General features: G+C 70.3%; 14 protein-coding genes and 1 pseudogene. 12 read left to right on the top strand and 3 right to left on the bottom strand.

Features of this window, described 5'->3' with window-relative positions; genetic code table 11:
* Window positions 1-30: 30 nt before the first annotated feature.
* Together Pla133_RS22305 and Pla133_RS22300 are read right to left on the bottom strand one after the other, a co-directional pair.
* Window positions 31-453 (bottom strand): nuclear transport factor 2 family protein, encoded by a 423-nt coding sequence (locus Pla133_RS22305; RefSeq protein WP_145069412.1) that lies wholly within the window; start codon window positions 451-453, stop codon window positions 31-33.
* A gap of 43 nt (window positions 454-496) precedes the next feature.
* Window positions 497-697, bottom strand: a pseudogene (locus Pla133_RS22300) (DUF5522 domain-containing protein); the annotation flags it as partial.
* Window positions 698-877: 180 nt separating this feature from the next.
* Here Pla133_RS22300 and Pla133_RS22295 point away from each other — a divergent pair.
* From Pla133_RS22295 to Pla133_RS22265, 7 genes are all read left to right on the top strand, one after another.
* Window positions 878-1,267 carry a globin domain-containing protein gene (locus tag Pla133_RS22295; RefSeq protein WP_145069410.1) on the top strand — a complete coding sequence of 130 codons (390 nt, stop codon included), beginning with the start codon at window positions 878-880 and terminating at the stop codon, window positions 1,265-1,267.
* 36 nt (window positions 1,268-1,303) lie between these two features.
* Window positions 1,304-3,589 carry a bifunctional salicylyl-CoA 5-hydroxylase/oxidoreductase gene (locus Pla133_RS22290; protein WP_145069408.1) on the top strand — a complete coding sequence of 762 codons (2,286 nt, stop codon included), beginning with the start codon at window positions 1,304-1,306 and terminating at the stop codon, window positions 3,587-3,589.
* Complete coding sequence (locus tag Pla133_RS22285) at window positions 3,586-4,341, top strand: hypothetical protein (RefSeq protein ID WP_145069405.1); 756 nt, start codon at window positions 3,586-3,588, stop codon at window positions 4,339-4,341. Before Pla133_RS22290 ends, Pla133_RS22285 begins: the two co-directional genes overlap by 4 nt.
* Before the next feature lie 140 nt (window positions 4,342-4,481).
* Window positions 4,482-5,297 (top strand): hypothetical protein, encoded by an 816-nt coding sequence (locus Pla133_RS22280; RefSeq protein WP_145069403.1) that lies wholly within the window; start codon window positions 4,482-4,484, stop codon window positions 5,295-5,297.
* Window positions 5,294-5,998 carry a hypothetical protein gene (locus tag Pla133_RS22275; RefSeq protein ID WP_145069401.1) on the top strand — a complete coding sequence of 235 codons (705 nt, stop codon included), beginning with the start codon at window positions 5,294-5,296 and terminating at the stop codon, window positions 5,996-5,998. Before Pla133_RS22280 ends, Pla133_RS22275 begins: the two co-directional genes overlap by 4 nt.
* Before the next feature lie 24 nt (window positions 5,999-6,022).
* Window positions 6,023-6,799: a hypothetical protein gene (locus Pla133_RS22270; RefSeq protein WP_145069399.1), complete on the top strand. Its 777-nt coding sequence runs from the start codon at window positions 6,023-6,025 to the stop codon at window positions 6,797-6,799.
* Between the two features lie 317 nt (window positions 6,800-7,116).
* Window positions 7,117-8,328, top strand: coding sequence for a M24 family metallopeptidase (locus Pla133_RS22265; RefSeq protein WP_145069396.1), 1,212 nt, complete (start codon window positions 7,117-7,119; stop codon window positions 8,326-8,328).
* Between the two features lie 63 nt (window positions 8,329-8,391).
* Here Pla133_RS22265 and Pla133_RS22260 read toward each other — a convergent pair whose 3' ends face one another.
* A complete protein-coding gene (locus Pla133_RS22260) occupies window positions 8,392-9,762 on the bottom strand; it encodes an alkaline phosphatase family protein (protein ID WP_145071042.1) in 1,371 nt (456 codons plus the stop codon).
* A 64-nt stretch (window positions 9,763-9,826) separates the two neighbouring features.
* On the opposite strand from Pla133_RS22260, the gene Pla133_RS22255 reads away from it, so the two are divergent.
* The 5 genes from Pla133_RS22255 to Pla133_RS22235 all read left to right on the top strand — a co-directional run bounded on the left by Pla133_RS22255 (window position 9,827) and on the right by Pla133_RS22235 (window position 15,072).
* A complete protein-coding gene (locus tag Pla133_RS22255; RefSeq protein WP_145069394.1) occupies window positions 9,827-10,180 on the top strand; it encodes a Rieske (2Fe-2S) protein in 354 nt (117 codons plus the stop codon).
* Between the two features lie 535 nt (window positions 10,181-10,715).
* Window positions 10,716-11,747 (top strand): SAM-dependent methyltransferase, encoded by a 1,032-nt coding sequence (locus tag Pla133_RS22250; protein WP_419191849.1) that lies wholly within the window; start codon window positions 10,716-10,718, stop codon window positions 11,745-11,747.
* Between the two features lie 248 nt (window positions 11,748-11,995).
* Window positions 11,996-12,913: an acyl-CoA desaturase gene (locus tag Pla133_RS22245; RefSeq protein WP_145071040.1), complete on the top strand. Its 918-nt coding sequence runs from the start codon at window positions 11,996-11,998 to the stop codon at window positions 12,911-12,913.
* A gap of 18 nt (window positions 12,914-12,931) precedes the next feature.
* Entirely contained in the window at window positions 12,932-14,230 is a 1,299-nt protein-coding gene (locus Pla133_RS22240; RefSeq protein WP_145069389.1) for an NAD(P)/FAD-dependent oxidoreductase, read from the top strand.
* A complete protein-coding gene (locus Pla133_RS22235) occupies window positions 14,227-15,072 on the top strand; it encodes a DUF1365 domain-containing protein (protein ID WP_145069387.1) in 846 nt (281 codons plus the stop codon). The genes Pla133_RS22240 and Pla133_RS22235 overlap by 4 nt, the downstream gene beginning before the upstream one ends.
* Window positions 15,073-15,116 lie beyond the last annotated feature (44 nt).

The raw sequence follows: 15,116 nt of genomic DNA, 5'->3' as shown, positions 1-15,116 counted from the left end.
CCGTCCGCGCGGCCAGCCGCGGGCGGGAGCCTACAAGCCCTCGGGGAAGAATCGCCGCTGTACCGGCGAGGCGTGGTGCAGGACCAGCTTCCAGCCACCGTCCGTGCGCACGAAGGCATTGGTCGCGGCCATGTCGGAGCGAATGTCCTCGCCCCCCGAGCTGGCACGGATGCGCTCGACCATGGTGGCCCAGGCGGTGTCGCCGCGGACTTGGATCTGCAGGTCGGAGAGCTCGAAGCGGATCGAGTCGGTGTGCTCGAAGATCGCCGCCCAGGAGCCGATCACGCGGCGGCGGCCGATCAGGACTTCGCTCCCCGGGTGGATGCACTGGACGCCGTCGTCGTCGTGCCAAAGAGCCGTCATGGCGCCGATGTCCAACTCCTCGAAGGCCGCGTAGAAGGCGCGGTTGGCGCGGGCGGCGCCCTTCTGCGCGTCGTAGTCGGAGTCGCCCATGGACCGATTGGAACGCGACGCGGGCGGCGCGAGAAGGACCTTGTCAGCCGGCGTTGCGCTTCGGCGGACGTACGGGCGGCCGCTGACGCTCCTCGTCGGACGCTTCTTCGTCGTGGTAGGGGCAGTGGCGGCAGCCCCGTCCGCAGCAGTAGCCGCGGCGCCGCAGGAAGACCCGCGTCAGCACGGCCAAGCCGGTTTCCGGGTCGAGGTAGGTGAGGTCGCCCCGAGCTGCGGCGGCGTCGTGGAGCTGTTTGACGGTCGACTGCTTCACCAGAAGGCGCGAGTTGACTCGCGGGGCGATGAATCTAAACGCTCGGCACTAGATGCGAGGATCGGATTCCGCGCGAAGCCGCCCTGGGCTAATCTCGGACCTCGGGGTCCGCAGTCGGCCCTTCGGACTCCCGCGCGCGAACTCCCTCGAATCATGCCCACGGATCCCTACGCAGGCCTCGAGCAGCTCTACGACGAGCTCGGCGAGGAGGGCTTCTCGGCCCTGGTGTCCAGCTTCTATCGACGCGTCCGCGGCGACGATCTGCTGGCGCCCATGTACCCGGACGACGATTGGGACGGCTCGCAGGGGCGCCTGCTCGACTTCATCGTCGGTCGCTGCGGTGGTCCGCCGCGCTACGTGGAAGCGCGTGGCCACCCGCGCCTGCGAATGCGGCACGCACGCTTCCGCCTCGACCAGGCGGCGCGCGACCGCTGGATGGAGCACATGGGGGCGGCCCTGGGCGAGCTCGACACCGACGCCCACACCCGAGCGCGGCTGCACGCGTTCTTCGACGCCACGGCGACGTTCCTCCTGAACAGCTAGACTCCCGCGCCCCGCGCCACCCGAGCCCCCCTCCCCATGAAGATCGCCTGCATCGGTGGCGGCCCCGCCGGCCTCTACTTCTCGATCCTGGCCAAGCGCCGCCACCCGGACTTCGAGGTCGTCGTCTACGAGCGCAATCGCTCCGACGACACCTTCGGCTGGGGGGTCGTGTTCTCGGACGAGACCCTCGGCAACTTCGAGCAGGTGGATCCCGAGAGCTACCGCGCGATCCGCGAGAGCTTCGTCTACTGGACCGACATCGAGACGTACTTGGGAGCTGAACTGGTGCGCTCCACGGGCCACGGTTTCTGCGGCATGGCGCGCAAGCGGCTCTTGCAGATCTTCCACGAGCGCGCGGCGGAGCTGGGCGTCGAGTTGGTCTTCGAGCGCGAGGTCGACGAAGGCCAGATCGCCCGCGAGGCGGACCTGGTGATCGCCTGCGACGGCATCAACAGCAAGATCCGCGAGGACCACCGCCAGGTGTTCGAGCCGTCGCTCGATTGGCGCCACTGCCGCTTCACGTGGCTCGGGACGACCAGGCTGCTCGACGCCTTCACATTCGTGTTCAAGGAGAACGAACACGGCCTGTGGATGGTCCACGCCTACCCCTTCCAGGAGGGCTCGGGCGCCGCCGGCGAGGCCCGCGGCACGTGGATCGTCGAGACCCACGAGGACACCTGGCGCCGGGCCGGGATGGAGGGCGCGAGCGAGGAGGAGACGGTCGCCTACTGCGAGAAGTTGTTCGCGCAGGAGCTCGGCGGTGAGCGGCTCTTGGCGAACCGATCGATCTGGCGGCGCTTTCCCAACGTGGTCAACCGCCACTGGCACGACGGCAAGGTGGTGCTGCTGGGTGATGCGGCGCACTCGGCGCACTTCTCCATCGGCTCGGGCACCAAGCTCGCGATGGAGGACGCCATCGCCCTGGCGGACGCGCTCGACGCCCACGTGAGCGAGGGCGTCGAAGCGGTGCTGGAGGCCTACCAGCAGGACCGCTACGTCGACACGCTCAAGCTGCAGAAGGCAGCCCAGACGTCGCTCGAGTGGTTCGAGAACGCCGGGCGCTACGTGCGGCAGGATCCGCTGCAGTTCACCTTCAACCTGATGACGCGCTCCAAGCGCATCACCTACGACAACCTGGCCCTGCGCGACCCGGCCCTGGTCGAGCGCGTGACGGAGTGGTTCGCCCGCACACAGGGCGCGCCGCGGGAGGCCGACGGGCGCGCGCCGGTGCCGATCTTCACGCCCCTGAAGCTGCGCGAGCTGGAGCTCGCCAACCGCATCGTCGTCTCGCCCATGTGCCAGTACTCGGCCGTGGACGGGGTCCCCGGCGAATGGCACCTGGTGCACCTGGGCAGCCGCGCGGTGGGCGGCGCGGGCCTGGTGATCACCGAGATGACCGACGTCACGGCCCAGGGACGCATCACCTCGGGCTGCGCCGGGATCTACACCGACGAGCAGGAGGCGGCCTGGAAGCGCGTGGTCGACTTCGTGCACGGCAACTCCGCCTCGGCGATCGGCATGCAGCTCGCCCACGCCGGCCGCAAAGCTTCGTGTTCGCTGCCCTGGGAGGGCGACGCGCCGCTCACGGACGCCACGGCCTGGGAGACGATCGCCCCCTCGGCCCTGCCCTTCGGCACCGGCTGGCACACGCCGCGCGAGATGACCCGCGCCGACATGGACGCGGTGCGCGACGCCTTCGTGCAAGGCGCCGAGCGCGCCGAGCGGGCCGGCTTCGACCTGATCGAGCTGCACATTGCCCACGGCTACCTCTTGTCGAGCTTCCTGTCGCCGGCCTCCAACCACCGCACGGACGAGTACGGCGGCAGCCTCGAGAACCGTGCCCGCTTCCCGCTCGAGGTGCTGGATGCCGTGCGCGCCGTGTGGCCGGCGGCCAAGCCGATCTCGGTGCGGATCTCGGCCACCGATTGGCTCGAAGAGACCGAAGGCGCGGGCATCACCGCCGAGGAGAGCGTGCGCCTGGCCCGTTGGCTGGGCGAGCACGGCTGCGACGTGGTCGACGTCTCCACCGCCGGCAACACCCCCGAGTCGGTGCCGGTCTACGGCCGCATGTACCAGGTGCCCTTCGCCGAACGCATCCGCCACGAGACCGGCCTGAAGGTCATGGCCGTGGGCGCGATCCAAGGCGCCGACCAAGCCAACACGATCCTCGCCGCCGGCAGAGCGGACCTGATCGCCATGGCGCGCCCGCACCTGAACGACGCCTACCTGACGCACCGCGCCGCGCTCGAGTACGAGCACACGGGGCACGCCTGGCCCAAGCAGTACCTGCCGGCCGTGCCGCGGGAGCTGCGCCAGTCGTGAGCTCCGGTCGGGCGCATCGCCTCGGCTGGGCCCGGTTCTGCCTGGTCCTCACCGGTGCCCTCGCCGGCGTCGGCGTTCCGGTGGGCCTGGTCGCCCTGTTGGCGAGCTTCGGCGGCTGGGAGGTTCAGATTGAGCTCGGAGACCGGTCGGAGGGGAGCTCCTGGCCGCAGCGTCTGCTGGGCAGTCACGGCTACCTGATGCCGCTGCGCGTCGCGGCGGACGCGGACCACTCGACTCCCCTGGGGGTGCGCTGGTCCTGGCGCACGGGGGGCGGCGCGTGGCAGCCGATCGAATTCGCCGACGCACACCGCGGCGAGTTAGCTCCGGTCGACGGCGTCCGCGCGGCGACGATCCAAGCCCTGAGCGGAGTCGAGCCCGACTCGCAGATCGTTTGGTTCGCGATAGCGCTCAGTGAGCTCGCCGGCGAGCGCACGCTCATGCCGATGGCCTTCCGGGCCAAGCTCCACGAGGGCGGCTCGGTGCTGGGCCCGATCCGAAGCGCCTTGGCGACGATCGAGATCGAGGCACTCGGCGCGCGTCCGAAGGGCCATTGGCTGGACGCAAGCGCGCACAGTGCTCGCATTGGAAGCACCCTCGAGGGCTGGTGTATCGCGCAGTGGGTCTCGACCGAGGCTGACCCGCCGACCCCTGCACTGGAGGTGCTCGTCGAGGTCAGCGCGGGTCCGTGGAACCCCTTGGTCGACGTCCCCCCGCCGCCGGGGAGCCGATCCGGCGCCGCGACGGGTCGCTGACCACCGCCGTGCGGCCGTGCGGCGGGGGAGGTCGGCCTCCAAGGAGCGAGCGATCCGCTGCCCCGAGCCGCACCGCGCCACCGGCGGGCCCGTTCCCGTGGCAGCCACGCTCCCGACAGATGCGGGGTAGCATCTGGCCCATGGCCTCGCAGCAGTTCCGTCGCGCTCGACTCCTGTTGGTCCTGATCGTCGTCGCCGCCGGCGTCTTGGCGACGGTCGGTCCGATCCTGGGGCGGCAACCTGCGCGCTTCGAGGGTGGGCCAGCTCCCGCTGAGCTAGTGGCTTCGATCGGTCGCAGCCACGAGGGCCTGGAACTCAGCGACTGCGACTTCATCGAGTACCCCGAGGAGCCTCCCGCCGACCTGGTCGCGGAGTGGTCCTGGCGCGTCGACGGTGGACGATGGCAGGTCCTTCCGTTCGCAGGGCTCGACTTTCGGTCGGTCGAAGTCGATGGTGCCCGTGGTTCCAACGGCGTCTACGAGGGGCGTGTAGGCGACGGTCAGATCGTCGTCGATTCTGGCTACGGCCGGATGGAATCGAGGCCGAACGTGAGAGTCGCGCGCACGGCGACCTTCGGTGTCGGGTGGAAGCGAATCGACGGCGCGATAGCGGTGGGGGCGGTCAGCTCGATCGCGCTGCGACCCACGACCGGAGGAGGCGGCAGTGCGACGATCGCGCCTGAGCTGATCGTGCTCGAGGGCCTCGAAAGCGATTTCGGACTGCAGCGCCCGCACGCCTCCTGGTTCGACCCCCGATCGACTTCGGACCTGGACGGGGGCCTCAGGGTCGCTTGGAGTGCCAGTGCCGACGACGGTGCGACCCGAGTCCTCGAGGTGCGCGTGTCCGTTTCCGTCGAGCCGCTGATCCAGGACGCTAGATTCCAGACCATGACGATCAACGCGTCGCTTCGAGGCCATCCAACGGCGCCGATCGAAACCCGTGAGGTGCGCTCGTGAAGCGTGCGTTGCTGCTCCTCTTCGTCGTCGGTCTCGGCGTGCTGGTGGTGCTGGGGGCGATCGTCCTTGCGAGGCAGGCCACGACCGTCTCGATCGACCTGGGCCCGGTGCCGCCTGCGGGGTTGACGGAGGCCGAGGCGGTGCTTGGGCCAGTGAAGGCGTCCACGTCGATCAGCGTTTCGCGCGGTGGCCCCCTGGGCGACGACCTCGTCTCCACGTGGTCCTGGCGTGAGCCCGGCGGGGAGTGGAGGCCGATCGAATTCGAAGGGCTGTGCTACTTCGATGCGGACCCATCCGCGCCTTACGTGGACCGTTCGGAGTTCACGGGTGTTCGCGACGGCCGGATCGTCGTGGAGGCGAGCTACATGGCGGCGCCGGTGGAGGGCGGTGCGGTGAACTCGAGCCTCTTGATGTGCGAGGTCGACGGTGCCCTCGCCGTCACGCCGTGGCACGAAGTGGTCAACGGCGTGGAGCCAGGGTCCCAGTGGCACGTAGATTTCCTGGGCGAGCCGTGGGTCCTGCCGCGCGAGCTGGGCTTGCCGCCGCTGTCCGAGGCCGACTTCAGCTCGAAGGCGGCAGGCTCGGTGGACCAGGGGGTGGTCGAGGCCGAAGTCTTACTGAAGCTGAAGGACCGCCGGCGGCCGGAGCTCGAGTCCGTGTTCGAGTTCCGTGTTCAGGTCGAGAGCGTCGGCGGCAGTTGAGCGGGATCGGCGTAGGGTCGTTCCATGGCTCTCGTCGACATTTCTTGCGGGTCACGGGCAGGCGTTCTACGCGTGGGGCTGATCGTCGTGGTTGCCCTGGGCGTGCTCGTCGTCGCTGGCGTTGTCGTCGCCCAACGCGCCGCGGCGGTGGAGCCCTGGTACCGCGCGAGCACGGGACCGCTCGGTCCCGAGACGATGGTCGATCTGCGCGAGAAGCACGGGCCTGTCGTCTTCTCACCCGCAGCTCGCATCGCACTGCCACAGGGGTTGCCCGCGCGACTCGACGCGAAGTGGACCTGGCGCGTCGGTGACGGCGATTGGATGCCGCTGCCCTTCGAAGGCACGCGCTTCGTCGGCACGACCGACGGCGGTGACGACCTCGTTCGCACCGTGACCACCGGTCGCCTCGACGGTTGCGCCGCGATCGAGCGCGGCTTCGGGGGCGGCACCCTGCCCCTGCGTGAGGTCGAGTCGGCGTTGATCCTCTGCGAGCTCGATGGTCGCCTGGCACTGCGTCCGTGGCTGCGCTGTCGGCTGGGCGGCGAGTTCGAGGCAGCGACGACGCTGACCCTGCTCGACGAGGCGGGCATCGAACCCCTGGCTCTCCCCGAGACCCACGCCTTGCCGACGGTCGCCAGTGCCGGGATCGAGGCGCAATGGACTCCGGACGTGACAGGGCGGGCCTTCGAGGGCCTCTTCGAGCTGCGGCTCGTCGACCGCTCGCTCCCGCTCGATGAGCGGGTCCCCCTGCTGGTGCGCCTCGAGCTGACCTGCGACGGTCTGCCCGACGGACGGGACTGAGCTTCCAGCGAGGCTCGCGGGCTGCTTGCGCGAGTCCTCGAGTCAACCGATCGCCCCGTCCCGGAGACCTTGTCGCGAGATGCCCCCGGCTCGACCGTCGCTGAGGACTCGGTCGAGCTGCCGACGCAACGGACCGCCGGCCCGGAGACTGCGACCGACGTGGTGCGGCGGGGGCCCGCATCCTGTGCGGAGCGCCTTCGGCTGCGGCCTGGGCGCGACGCTGATCGCGGAGCGCGGTGAGGAGGGCTCGCGCGCGGTAACGTGTGGCGGTCAGCGCGACCGCCCCGTCACCACCGAACCCCCTGCGCCAACGCCCCATGGAAGCCCGCCACACGCCCCTGATCGACGACGACTTCGACGAGCTCGAGTACGGCGCCGCCGACCTCGAGCCCATCTCCCTGGCCGAGCGCCGCGCGCGGGTGAAGCGCCTCGCCGGGCTGATGGAGGACGCCTCGCTGACCGAGGGCACCGCCGCGGGCGCCTTCCTGTGCGAGCCGGGCACGACCCTGCGCTACCTGACCGGCGTCGGCGGCGGGCGCTCCGAGCGCCTGTTCGGGTTGGTCGTGCTGGCCTCGGGGGAGCTGCTCTGGATCGCGCCGTCCTTCGAGGTCGAGCGCATGAAGCGCCTCGTGGCCGAGGGCCCCGGCGGCGAGATCCTCGGCTGGGACGAGCACGAGTACGCCTACGCGCCCCTGGCGGCGGCACTGGCCGAGCGCGGCGTCGAGACCCTGGCGGTCGAGCCCGAGCTGCGCCACGTGTTCGTGCACGGGATGGGCGTGGCCATGGGGCGCGACAAGGTCCTGTGGGGCGGCGCCCTGCGCCAGGCCCTGCGCGGGACCAAGGACACCCACGAGCTTGCGCTGTTGCGGCGCGCCAACGAGCTGACCGTGCGCGCCTTCAACGCCGTGGAGCCGCGGGTCGAGCCCGGCGTCACCGCGCGGCAGGTGGCGGCCATGATCACCACCGCCCAGACCAAGCTCGGCCTCGAGTCGATCTGGAACCTGACCCTCGTCGGTCCGAACAGCGCCGAGCCCCACGGCGGCACCGACGACACGCCCCTGGCCAAGGGCGACGTGATCCTGATCGACACCGGCGGCTCGCTCTTCGGCTACCAGTCGGACAACACGCGCACCTGGGTTGTGGGCGGCGAGGTCCCGGACGAGGTTGCGAAGGTGTGGGACGTGGTGCGCGCGGCCCAGATGGCGGCCTTCGAGCAGATCAAACCCGGTAACCCCTGCTTCCAGGTGGACGCAGCGGCACGCAAGGTGGTGACCGACGCGGGCTTCGGTGACGGTTACCTGCACTTCACCCACCGCTTGGGTCACGGCATCGGCATGGATGGGCACGAGGCGCCCTACTTCGACGGGGGCGACCCGACGATCATGGTGCCGGGCATGACCTTCTCGAACGAGCCCGGGATCTACCAGCGCGGCAAGTTCGGCGTGCGCCTCGAGAACATCGTCGCGGTGACGGAGGACGGTGCGGAGTGCTTTGGTGGTTGGCAAGCGGGGCCGAGCTCGCCGCGCTGAAGCACGCGAGGTAGGCGGTCTTGTGCCTGGCACCGTACGAACGCCTACCTCGCGCCACCGAGCTCAGCGCTCGAGCAGGGCCAACACTCGATCGGACACCGACGTCATCGCCACCGTGCCGTCGCTCGGGTCACCCCCGCACTCGTCGAAGCCCCGCGAGCACAGGAACACCGGCCCGCGCGAAGGCTCGCTCGGCAGCAGGCCGTGGCTGCCCTTCACCAGCGACGCGTCGAGCGGGATCACGTCCATCAGGTAGCGGAAGCCGAGCACCTTCTGGGCCAGGCGCCGCGCCACGCGCAGGGCGGGCACCTTCAGTGCCGGATCCACGAACAGCTCGACCGGGTCGTAGCCGGGCTTGCGGTGGATGTCGACCGTGCGCGCGAAGTCGGGGGCGGCGCTGTCGTCGTTCCAGTAGTAGTAGGTGAACCAGGCGTCGGGCTCGGCCAGGGCGACCAACTCGCCGGAGCGCTCGTGGTCGAGGGCGAACTCGCGCTTGTCGTCGCCCAGGACCCGTGCGACGCCGGGCAGGGCTTCGAGCACCTCGCGCGCGGCGACCTGGGCGCGCTCGTCCGCGCAGTACACGTGGGCCATCTGGTGGTCGGCCACGGCGAAGGCGCGGCTGCCGAAGACGTCGAGCACCTCGCCGGCGGGCGTCTCGCGCACCTCGAGCAGGCCCGCGTCGCGCAGGGCGCGATTGACGTGTACCGGCCGGTTCACGGCCTCCAGGGCGTACTCGCTGACCACCACGGTCTCCGCGCCGACGGCGTCCGCCGCCGCCACCAGTTCGCCGATCAGCGCATCGACCTCTACCACGGCCCGGCGGCTCTCGGGTGCATCGGGGCCCAGGCGCTGGTGGCTGTAGTCGAGGTGCGGGAGGTAGACCATCGTCAGGCTCGGCCGCCGCGTGCGCAGGGTGTGGATCGCCGCGTCCGTCAGCCAACGACTCGAGGGCAGGCCCGACTTCGGGCCCCAGAAGTCGAAGAAGGGGAAGGCCCCCAGCTCGCCCTCGAGCTCGGTCTTGAAGTCCCGCGGCCAGCCGTAGGTGGCCGGAATCTTGCGCCCATCGGCCGGATAGAAGGGTCTGGGCGTGAGCGACCACTCGACCGCGGCGCCCATGTTCCACCACCAGAAGAGCTTGGCGCAGGTGAAGCCGGGGTCGCGCCGCCGCGCGCGGTCGTAGAGCTTCTCGCCGCCGACCAGGTGGTTGGGCTGGCGCCACAGGAGCACCTCGCCCAGGTCGCGCCAGTACCAGCCGTTGCCGACGACGCCGTGGTCGCGAGGCAGGAGCCCGGTCAGCATCGTGGCCTGGGCCGAGAGGGTCACGGCCGGCAGGACCGTGTCCATCGGCGCGCCGGCGCCGCGGGCCCGCAAGCGCTGGAGGTTGGGCGTGGACTCGTCGATAAGGCGTTCGGACAGCCCCACCACGTCGATCATCAGAACCGGCTTCACGGCGCGGAGCCTACGGGCCCGGCGCCATCTCGTCTAAGATCCGCCCGCCATGCTCCAGCGCCTGCTCAACCTGTTCCGCAAGCAGCCGACCCTCGTCCAGGGAGCTGCCAAGCTCCCCGAGGGTGAGTCGAAGAAGCTGTCCTTCGGGGATCCCCTGGCCGGCCGCGGGGTGGACGTGATCCTGGCCAAGGTCGGCGGCGAGATCCTGGCCATCGACGCCCGCTGCCCCCACGCGGGGGGCTTCCTGATCGACGGGCCCCTGGTCGACGGGCGCCTGGTGACCTGCCCCCTGCACAACTACCACTTCGACCCGAAGTCCGGCGCCTGCACCAACGCGCCCTGCGGCAAGGCCCGGGTCTACCGGACCGAGGCCGTGGGGGACGACGTGCAGGTCTACGTCTGAGGTGCCCGATGCGGGGCGCGGTCGCTCGGCTCGACTGGGCCCCGCTCGACTGGGCCCCGCTCGACTGGGCCGGGTGCGGCGGCGGGATCCTGAGCCCCCGATGACGCTCCAGGCCCCCTGGGGGGCCCCGGGGCCCAGGGCTGGGTGGGGCGAGCAATTGAGCCCAGGCAGGCATCCGCCGGTCCGATACAGGCACCTATCATGGTCCGCCTCGACGACCCCCCCGGGGGGCGCGGCAACCGATGATCCGTTCCAAGTCCCAGCCGATCTCCCTCGGCACCGAGCCGCCCCCGACCGCGATCGACGCGGGAGGCAGCTTCGATGTTGGGCTCCGTCGCCGAACTGGCACGGCCCTGCGGACCCCGGGAACGATGCATCCGCGGCGCGATCTGGACGAAACCCCAGCGGACCTGGATTCCGCCGGCGTCGCCACCCAAAGAGTCTGTGGGAGCGCGGACGAGCATTGGCATCCACTGGTCCCGACGCGCCCCGTGGTGGGCGGTCGTCCCGCTGGAACCGCGACTGGAGTCCAACAGTGAGCCTCGTCCTCGATCTCGTCGATAAGGGTGTCGTGCCTGACCCCTTGGTCCGTTTCGGCATCCGCCGCCTGCTCCAGGAGCGGTTGCGCGACGAGCGACAGCCGTCCACCGCCGCCCAGGCGAGGGCCGTGCAGGGCTTCGTGGAGCAGCTGAAGGCCAGCCCGGTCGCGATCCACACCGATGCGGCCAACGAGCAGCACTACGAGCTCCCCGCGGCCTTCTTCGAGGCCGTCCTGGGCCCGCGGCTGAAGTACTCGTCGTGCTTCTACGAGACCGGCCGCGAGAGCTTGGCCCAGGCCGAGGAGGCGATGCTGGCCCTGACCTGCCAGCGGGCCGACCTGCTCGACGGCCAGGACGTGCTCGAACTCGGCTGCGGCTGGGGCTCCCTGACCCTGTGGATGGCGGAGCACTACCCGGCCTCGCAGATCACCGCCGTATCGAACTCGGCCTCCCAGCGGGAGTTCATCCTGGCCCGCGCCGCCGAGCGCGGCTTGGCCAATGTCGAGGTCGTGACGGCCAACATGGTCGAATTCGACATCGACCTCAAATTCGACCGCGTGGTCTCGGTCGAGATGTTCGAGCACATGCGGAACTACGAAGTTCTGCTCGAGCGTATCTCGGGTTGGCTTCGCGCGGACGGCCGCCTGTTCGTACACATCTTCTGTCACCGCGACCTGGCCTATCCCTTCGAGACCGAGGGCGCGGACAACTGGATGGGACGGCACTTCTTCACCGGCGGGGTGATGCCGTCCAGTGACCTGCTGCTGAACTTCCAAAAGGACCTGACCCTCGAGGAGCGTTGGCGCGTCGATGGACGCCACTACGCCCAGACCAGCGAGGATTGGCTCCGCAATCAGGACGCCGCACGGGACGAGCTGATGCCCCTGTTCGAGGCCACCTACGGCCCCGCGCAGGCGCGCACTTGGTTCTCCCGCTGGCGTGTCTTCTTCCTCTCCTGCGCCGAGCTCTTCGGCTACCGCGACGGCAGCGAGTGGTGGGTCGCCCACTACCGCTTCCGCAAGCCCTGAGTGCCTGCGCGGCGCTCTCCCCGACACCCATGACCGACGCCAAAGCACTGCTCGACTCGCGAGAGACCGAGGACCAAGCTTCCGCCGAAACCGGCGTTGCCGGGACGACCGTCGACTCGGGTCCAGGCGCCCTGCCCGTCGCGGGCCGGCTGAGCGAGGCCGACGCCGCCCCCGCGCCGGCCGCGGAGATCTCCGACGAGCGTGAGCGCGAGGTGCGCCCGCGCAGTTCGAACCCCTTCGTGGCCGTGATGCAGTGGTTCGACACCACCGCGCGCGACGCCCAAGAAGTCCAGGGCTTCGGCGGTCGGCAGAAGATCGAGTGGGTGCGGATGGTGCCCTTCGCGATCCTGCACCTGTCCTGCCTGGCGGTCCTGTGGGTCGGCTGGAGCCCGGTCGCCGTGGGCGTCGCGGTCGCGATGTACGCGGTCCGCATGTTCGCGATCACCGGCTTCTACCACCGCTACTTCTCGCACCGGACCTTCAAGACGACCCGCTTCGGACAGTTCATGTTCGGGCTGATCGGGTCCACCGCTACCCAGCGCGGGCCCCTGTGGTGGGCCGCCCACCACCGCGACCACCACAAGCACTCCGACCAGATGGAGGACGTGCACTCGCCCAAGCAGCACGGCTTCTGGTGGAGCCACATGGGCTGGGTCACCTGCAAGGCCAACTTCCCGACCAAGCTCGAGAACGTGCGCGACCTGGCGCGCTTCCCGGAGCTGCGCTTCCTGGACCGCTTCGACACGCTGGTGCCGATCCTGACCGGGGCGGCGATGTTCTTCCTGGGCATGGCCCTCGACGCCCTGTGGCCGTCCCTGGGCACCTCGGCCGGGCAGATGCTGGTCTGGGGCTACTTCGTCTCGACCGTTTTCCTGCTGCACGGCACGTTCACGATCAACTCCCTGAGCCACGTGTTCGGGACCCAGCGTTACGAGACCGGCGACACCAGCCGCAACAACCCGATCCTGGCCCTGATCACGCTCGGCGAGGGCTGGCACAACAACCACCACTACTACCAGTCGTCGGCCCGCAATGGCTTCTACTGGTGGGAGTACGACCTGACTTACTACGGCCTCAAGGTGCTGTCGTGGCTCGGCATCGTGTGGGACCTGCGGCCGGTGCCGGCGCGCGTGCGTGACGCGCGACCCCAGCGCCGCGAGCGCTGAGCGGGAGACGGCTCCGAGGTGCCTGAACTCCATCGGCCGGGCCAGCGCCTGGCGATCATCGGCACGGGCATCTCGGGTCTCCTGGCGGCGCACCTCCTGGCGCGCCGCCATAGCGTGACCGTGTTCGAGGCCGCGGACCGGCTCGGGGGGCACACCAACACGGTCGAGGTGGAGCTGGGCGGGGCGACCTGGCCCGTCGACACGGGGTTCATCGTCTACAACGACTGGACCTACCCGAACTTCATCCGCCTGCTCGAGCTGCTCGAGGTGGCCTGGAAGCCCAGCGACATGAGCTTCTCGGTGAGGAACGAGCTCACCGGCCTCGAGTACAACGGCACCAGCCTGAACGCCCTGTTCGCCCAGCGGACGAACCTCTTCCGGCCCAGCTTCATCGGCATGGTGCGGGAGATCCTGCGCTTCGGCCGCGAAGCGCCGGCGCTCTTGGACGGACCCGACACGGTCGCCACCGGGCCCGGGCCGACCCTGGGCGAGTACCTGGAGCGCGGCGGCTACCGCGAGCCCTTCGTGCGGGACTACATCCTGCCCATGGGCGCGGCGATCTGGTCCGCCAGCCGCTCGCAGATGCTGGCCTTCCCGGCGCGCTACTTCGTGCGCTTCTTCGCCAACCACGGGTTCCTGAACGTCGACGACCGGCCCGTGTGGCGCGTGGTCTGTGGCGGCAGCAGCAGCTACCTGGAGCCGATCTCACGCCCCTTCCGCGACGGCCTGCGCCTGTCGACCCCGGTCGAGGCCGTGCGACGCGACGCGGAGGGCGTGGACGTGAAGCCGCGCGGCGGGGAGTGGGAGCGCTTCGACGGCGTCGTGATCGCCTGCCACTCGGACCAGGCCCTGGCCCTGTTGGCGGACCCGAGCGAGGCGGAGCGTCAGGTACTCGGCGCGATTCCGTACCAGCGCAACGAGGCGATCCTGCACACCGACAGCTCGATCATCCCGCGCAAGCGATTGGCCTGGGCGGCGTGGAACTACCACCTGACCGATCGGGGGGTGGGCCACAGCGACGCCCCGGTGGCGGTGAGCTACTGGATGAACCGGCTCCAGTCCCTGGACGCGCCCGAGGACTTCCTGGTCACGCTCAACCGGGACGAGCACATCGACCCCGCCCGCGTGCTGCGGCGCATCGAGTACCACCACCCGGTCTACACCCACGCCGGGGTCCAGGCCCAGGGGCGCTGGGACGAGGTCAGCGGCCCGCGGCGCACCTGGTACTGCGGCGCCTACTGGTTCCACGGCTTCCACGAGGACGGCGTGCGCAGTGCCCTGCGCGTGGGCCGGGCCTTCGGCGAGGAGCTGGGGTGAGCGGCGCCGTCCAGGCAGAGCTCGCGAGCTGCGTCTACCGCGGCACGGTGCGCCACCGCCGCTTCGCGCCGCGGCCCCACGCTTTCCAGTACGCGATCACCTACCTCTACCTCGACCTGGACGAGCTGGAAGAGGTCGGCGGGCGCTCGCGGCTCCTGTCGGTCGAGCGGCCCAACCTGATCTCCTTCCGTCGGCGCGACTACCACGGCGATCCGCGCCGGGACCTGCGCGAGGCGCTCGGCGACACCGTCGAGGCGCAGCTCGGCCGCCGGCCCGCCGGGCCGGTGCGCCTGTTGACCCAGCCGGCGGTCATGGGCCGCTGCTTCAACCCGGTCAGCTTCTACTACTGCTTCGAGCCCGGCGCCGAGGGCCTGGACGCGGTCGTGGCCGAGATCACCAACACGCCCTGGGGCGAGCGGCGCGCCTACGTGCTCGACGCCCGCGCCGCCGGTGGGGGTCGCGGGGGCCCGGCGCGCTTCACCTTCCCGAAGGACTTCCACGTCTCGCCCTTCGTGGACCTGGACGTGGACTACCGCTGGTCTTTCGGGCTCCCCGGCGACCACCTGGCGGTCCACATGGACGACGTGCAGCGCGGGGGCGGCAAGGACTGGATCGCGGACGGCGAGAAGCTCTTCGACGCAACCCTGACGGCCCGCCGCCGCGAGCTGACGCCGGCGGCTTTCCGTGCCTTCCTGGCCCGACAGCCCCTGGCCTCGGTCCAGGTCCACGGCGCTATCTACTTTCAAGCTCTGAGGTTGTGGCTGCGGCGCACGCCGACCTACATCCATCCGTCGAAGCGGACGAAGACCCCGGAGCGCGGACGACCCGGCTCCACCACGTGAGCGGTCGGGGTCGGAGCCAGACACCACCAGAACCCATCCGATCC

Origin of the sequence: Engelhardtia mirabilis (assembly GCF_007748095.1) — a bacterium.
Lineage (GTDB): Bacteria > Planctomycetota > UBA1135 > UBA1135.
This window is presented reverse-complemented; position numbering and strand designations above follow the sequence as displayed.

Excerpts from the sequence above, each read along its gene's own strand:
- Pla133_RS22305 (WP_145069412.1), bottom strand. The coding sequence starts at position 453 with ATGGGCGACTCCGACTACGACGCGCAGAAGGGCGCCGCCCGCGCCAAC.
- Pla133_RS22295 (WP_145069410.1), top strand. The coding sequence starts at position 878 with ATGCCCACGGATCCCTACGCAGGCCTCGAGCAGCTCTACGACGAGCTC.
- Pla133_RS22290 (WP_145069408.1), top strand. The coding sequence starts at position 1,304 with ATGAAGATCGCCTGCATCGGTGGCGGCCCCGCCGGCCTCTACTTCTCG.
- Pla133_RS22280 (WP_145069403.1), top strand. The coding sequence starts at position 4,482 with ATGGCCTCGCAGCAGTTCCGTCGCGCTCGACTCCTGTTGGTCCTGATC.
- Pla133_RS22270 (WP_145069399.1), top strand. The coding sequence starts at position 6,023 with ATGGCTCTCGTCGACATTTCTTGCGGGTCACGGGCAGGCGTTCTACGC.
- Pla133_RS22265 (WP_145069396.1), top strand. The coding sequence starts at position 7,117 with ATGGAAGCCCGCCACACGCCCCTGATCGACGACGACTTCGACGAGCTC.
- Pla133_RS22260 (WP_145071042.1), bottom strand. The coding sequence starts at position 9,762 with ATGATCGACGTGGTGGGGCTGTCCGAACGCCTTATCGACGAGTCCACG.
- Pla133_RS22255 (WP_145069394.1), top strand. The coding sequence starts at position 9,827 with ATGCTCCAGCGCCTGCTCAACCTGTTCCGCAAGCAGCCGACCCTCGTC.
- Pla133_RS22245 (WP_145071040.1), top strand. The coding sequence starts at position 11,996 with ATGCAGTGGTTCGACACCACCGCGCGCGACGCCCAAGAAGTCCAGGGC.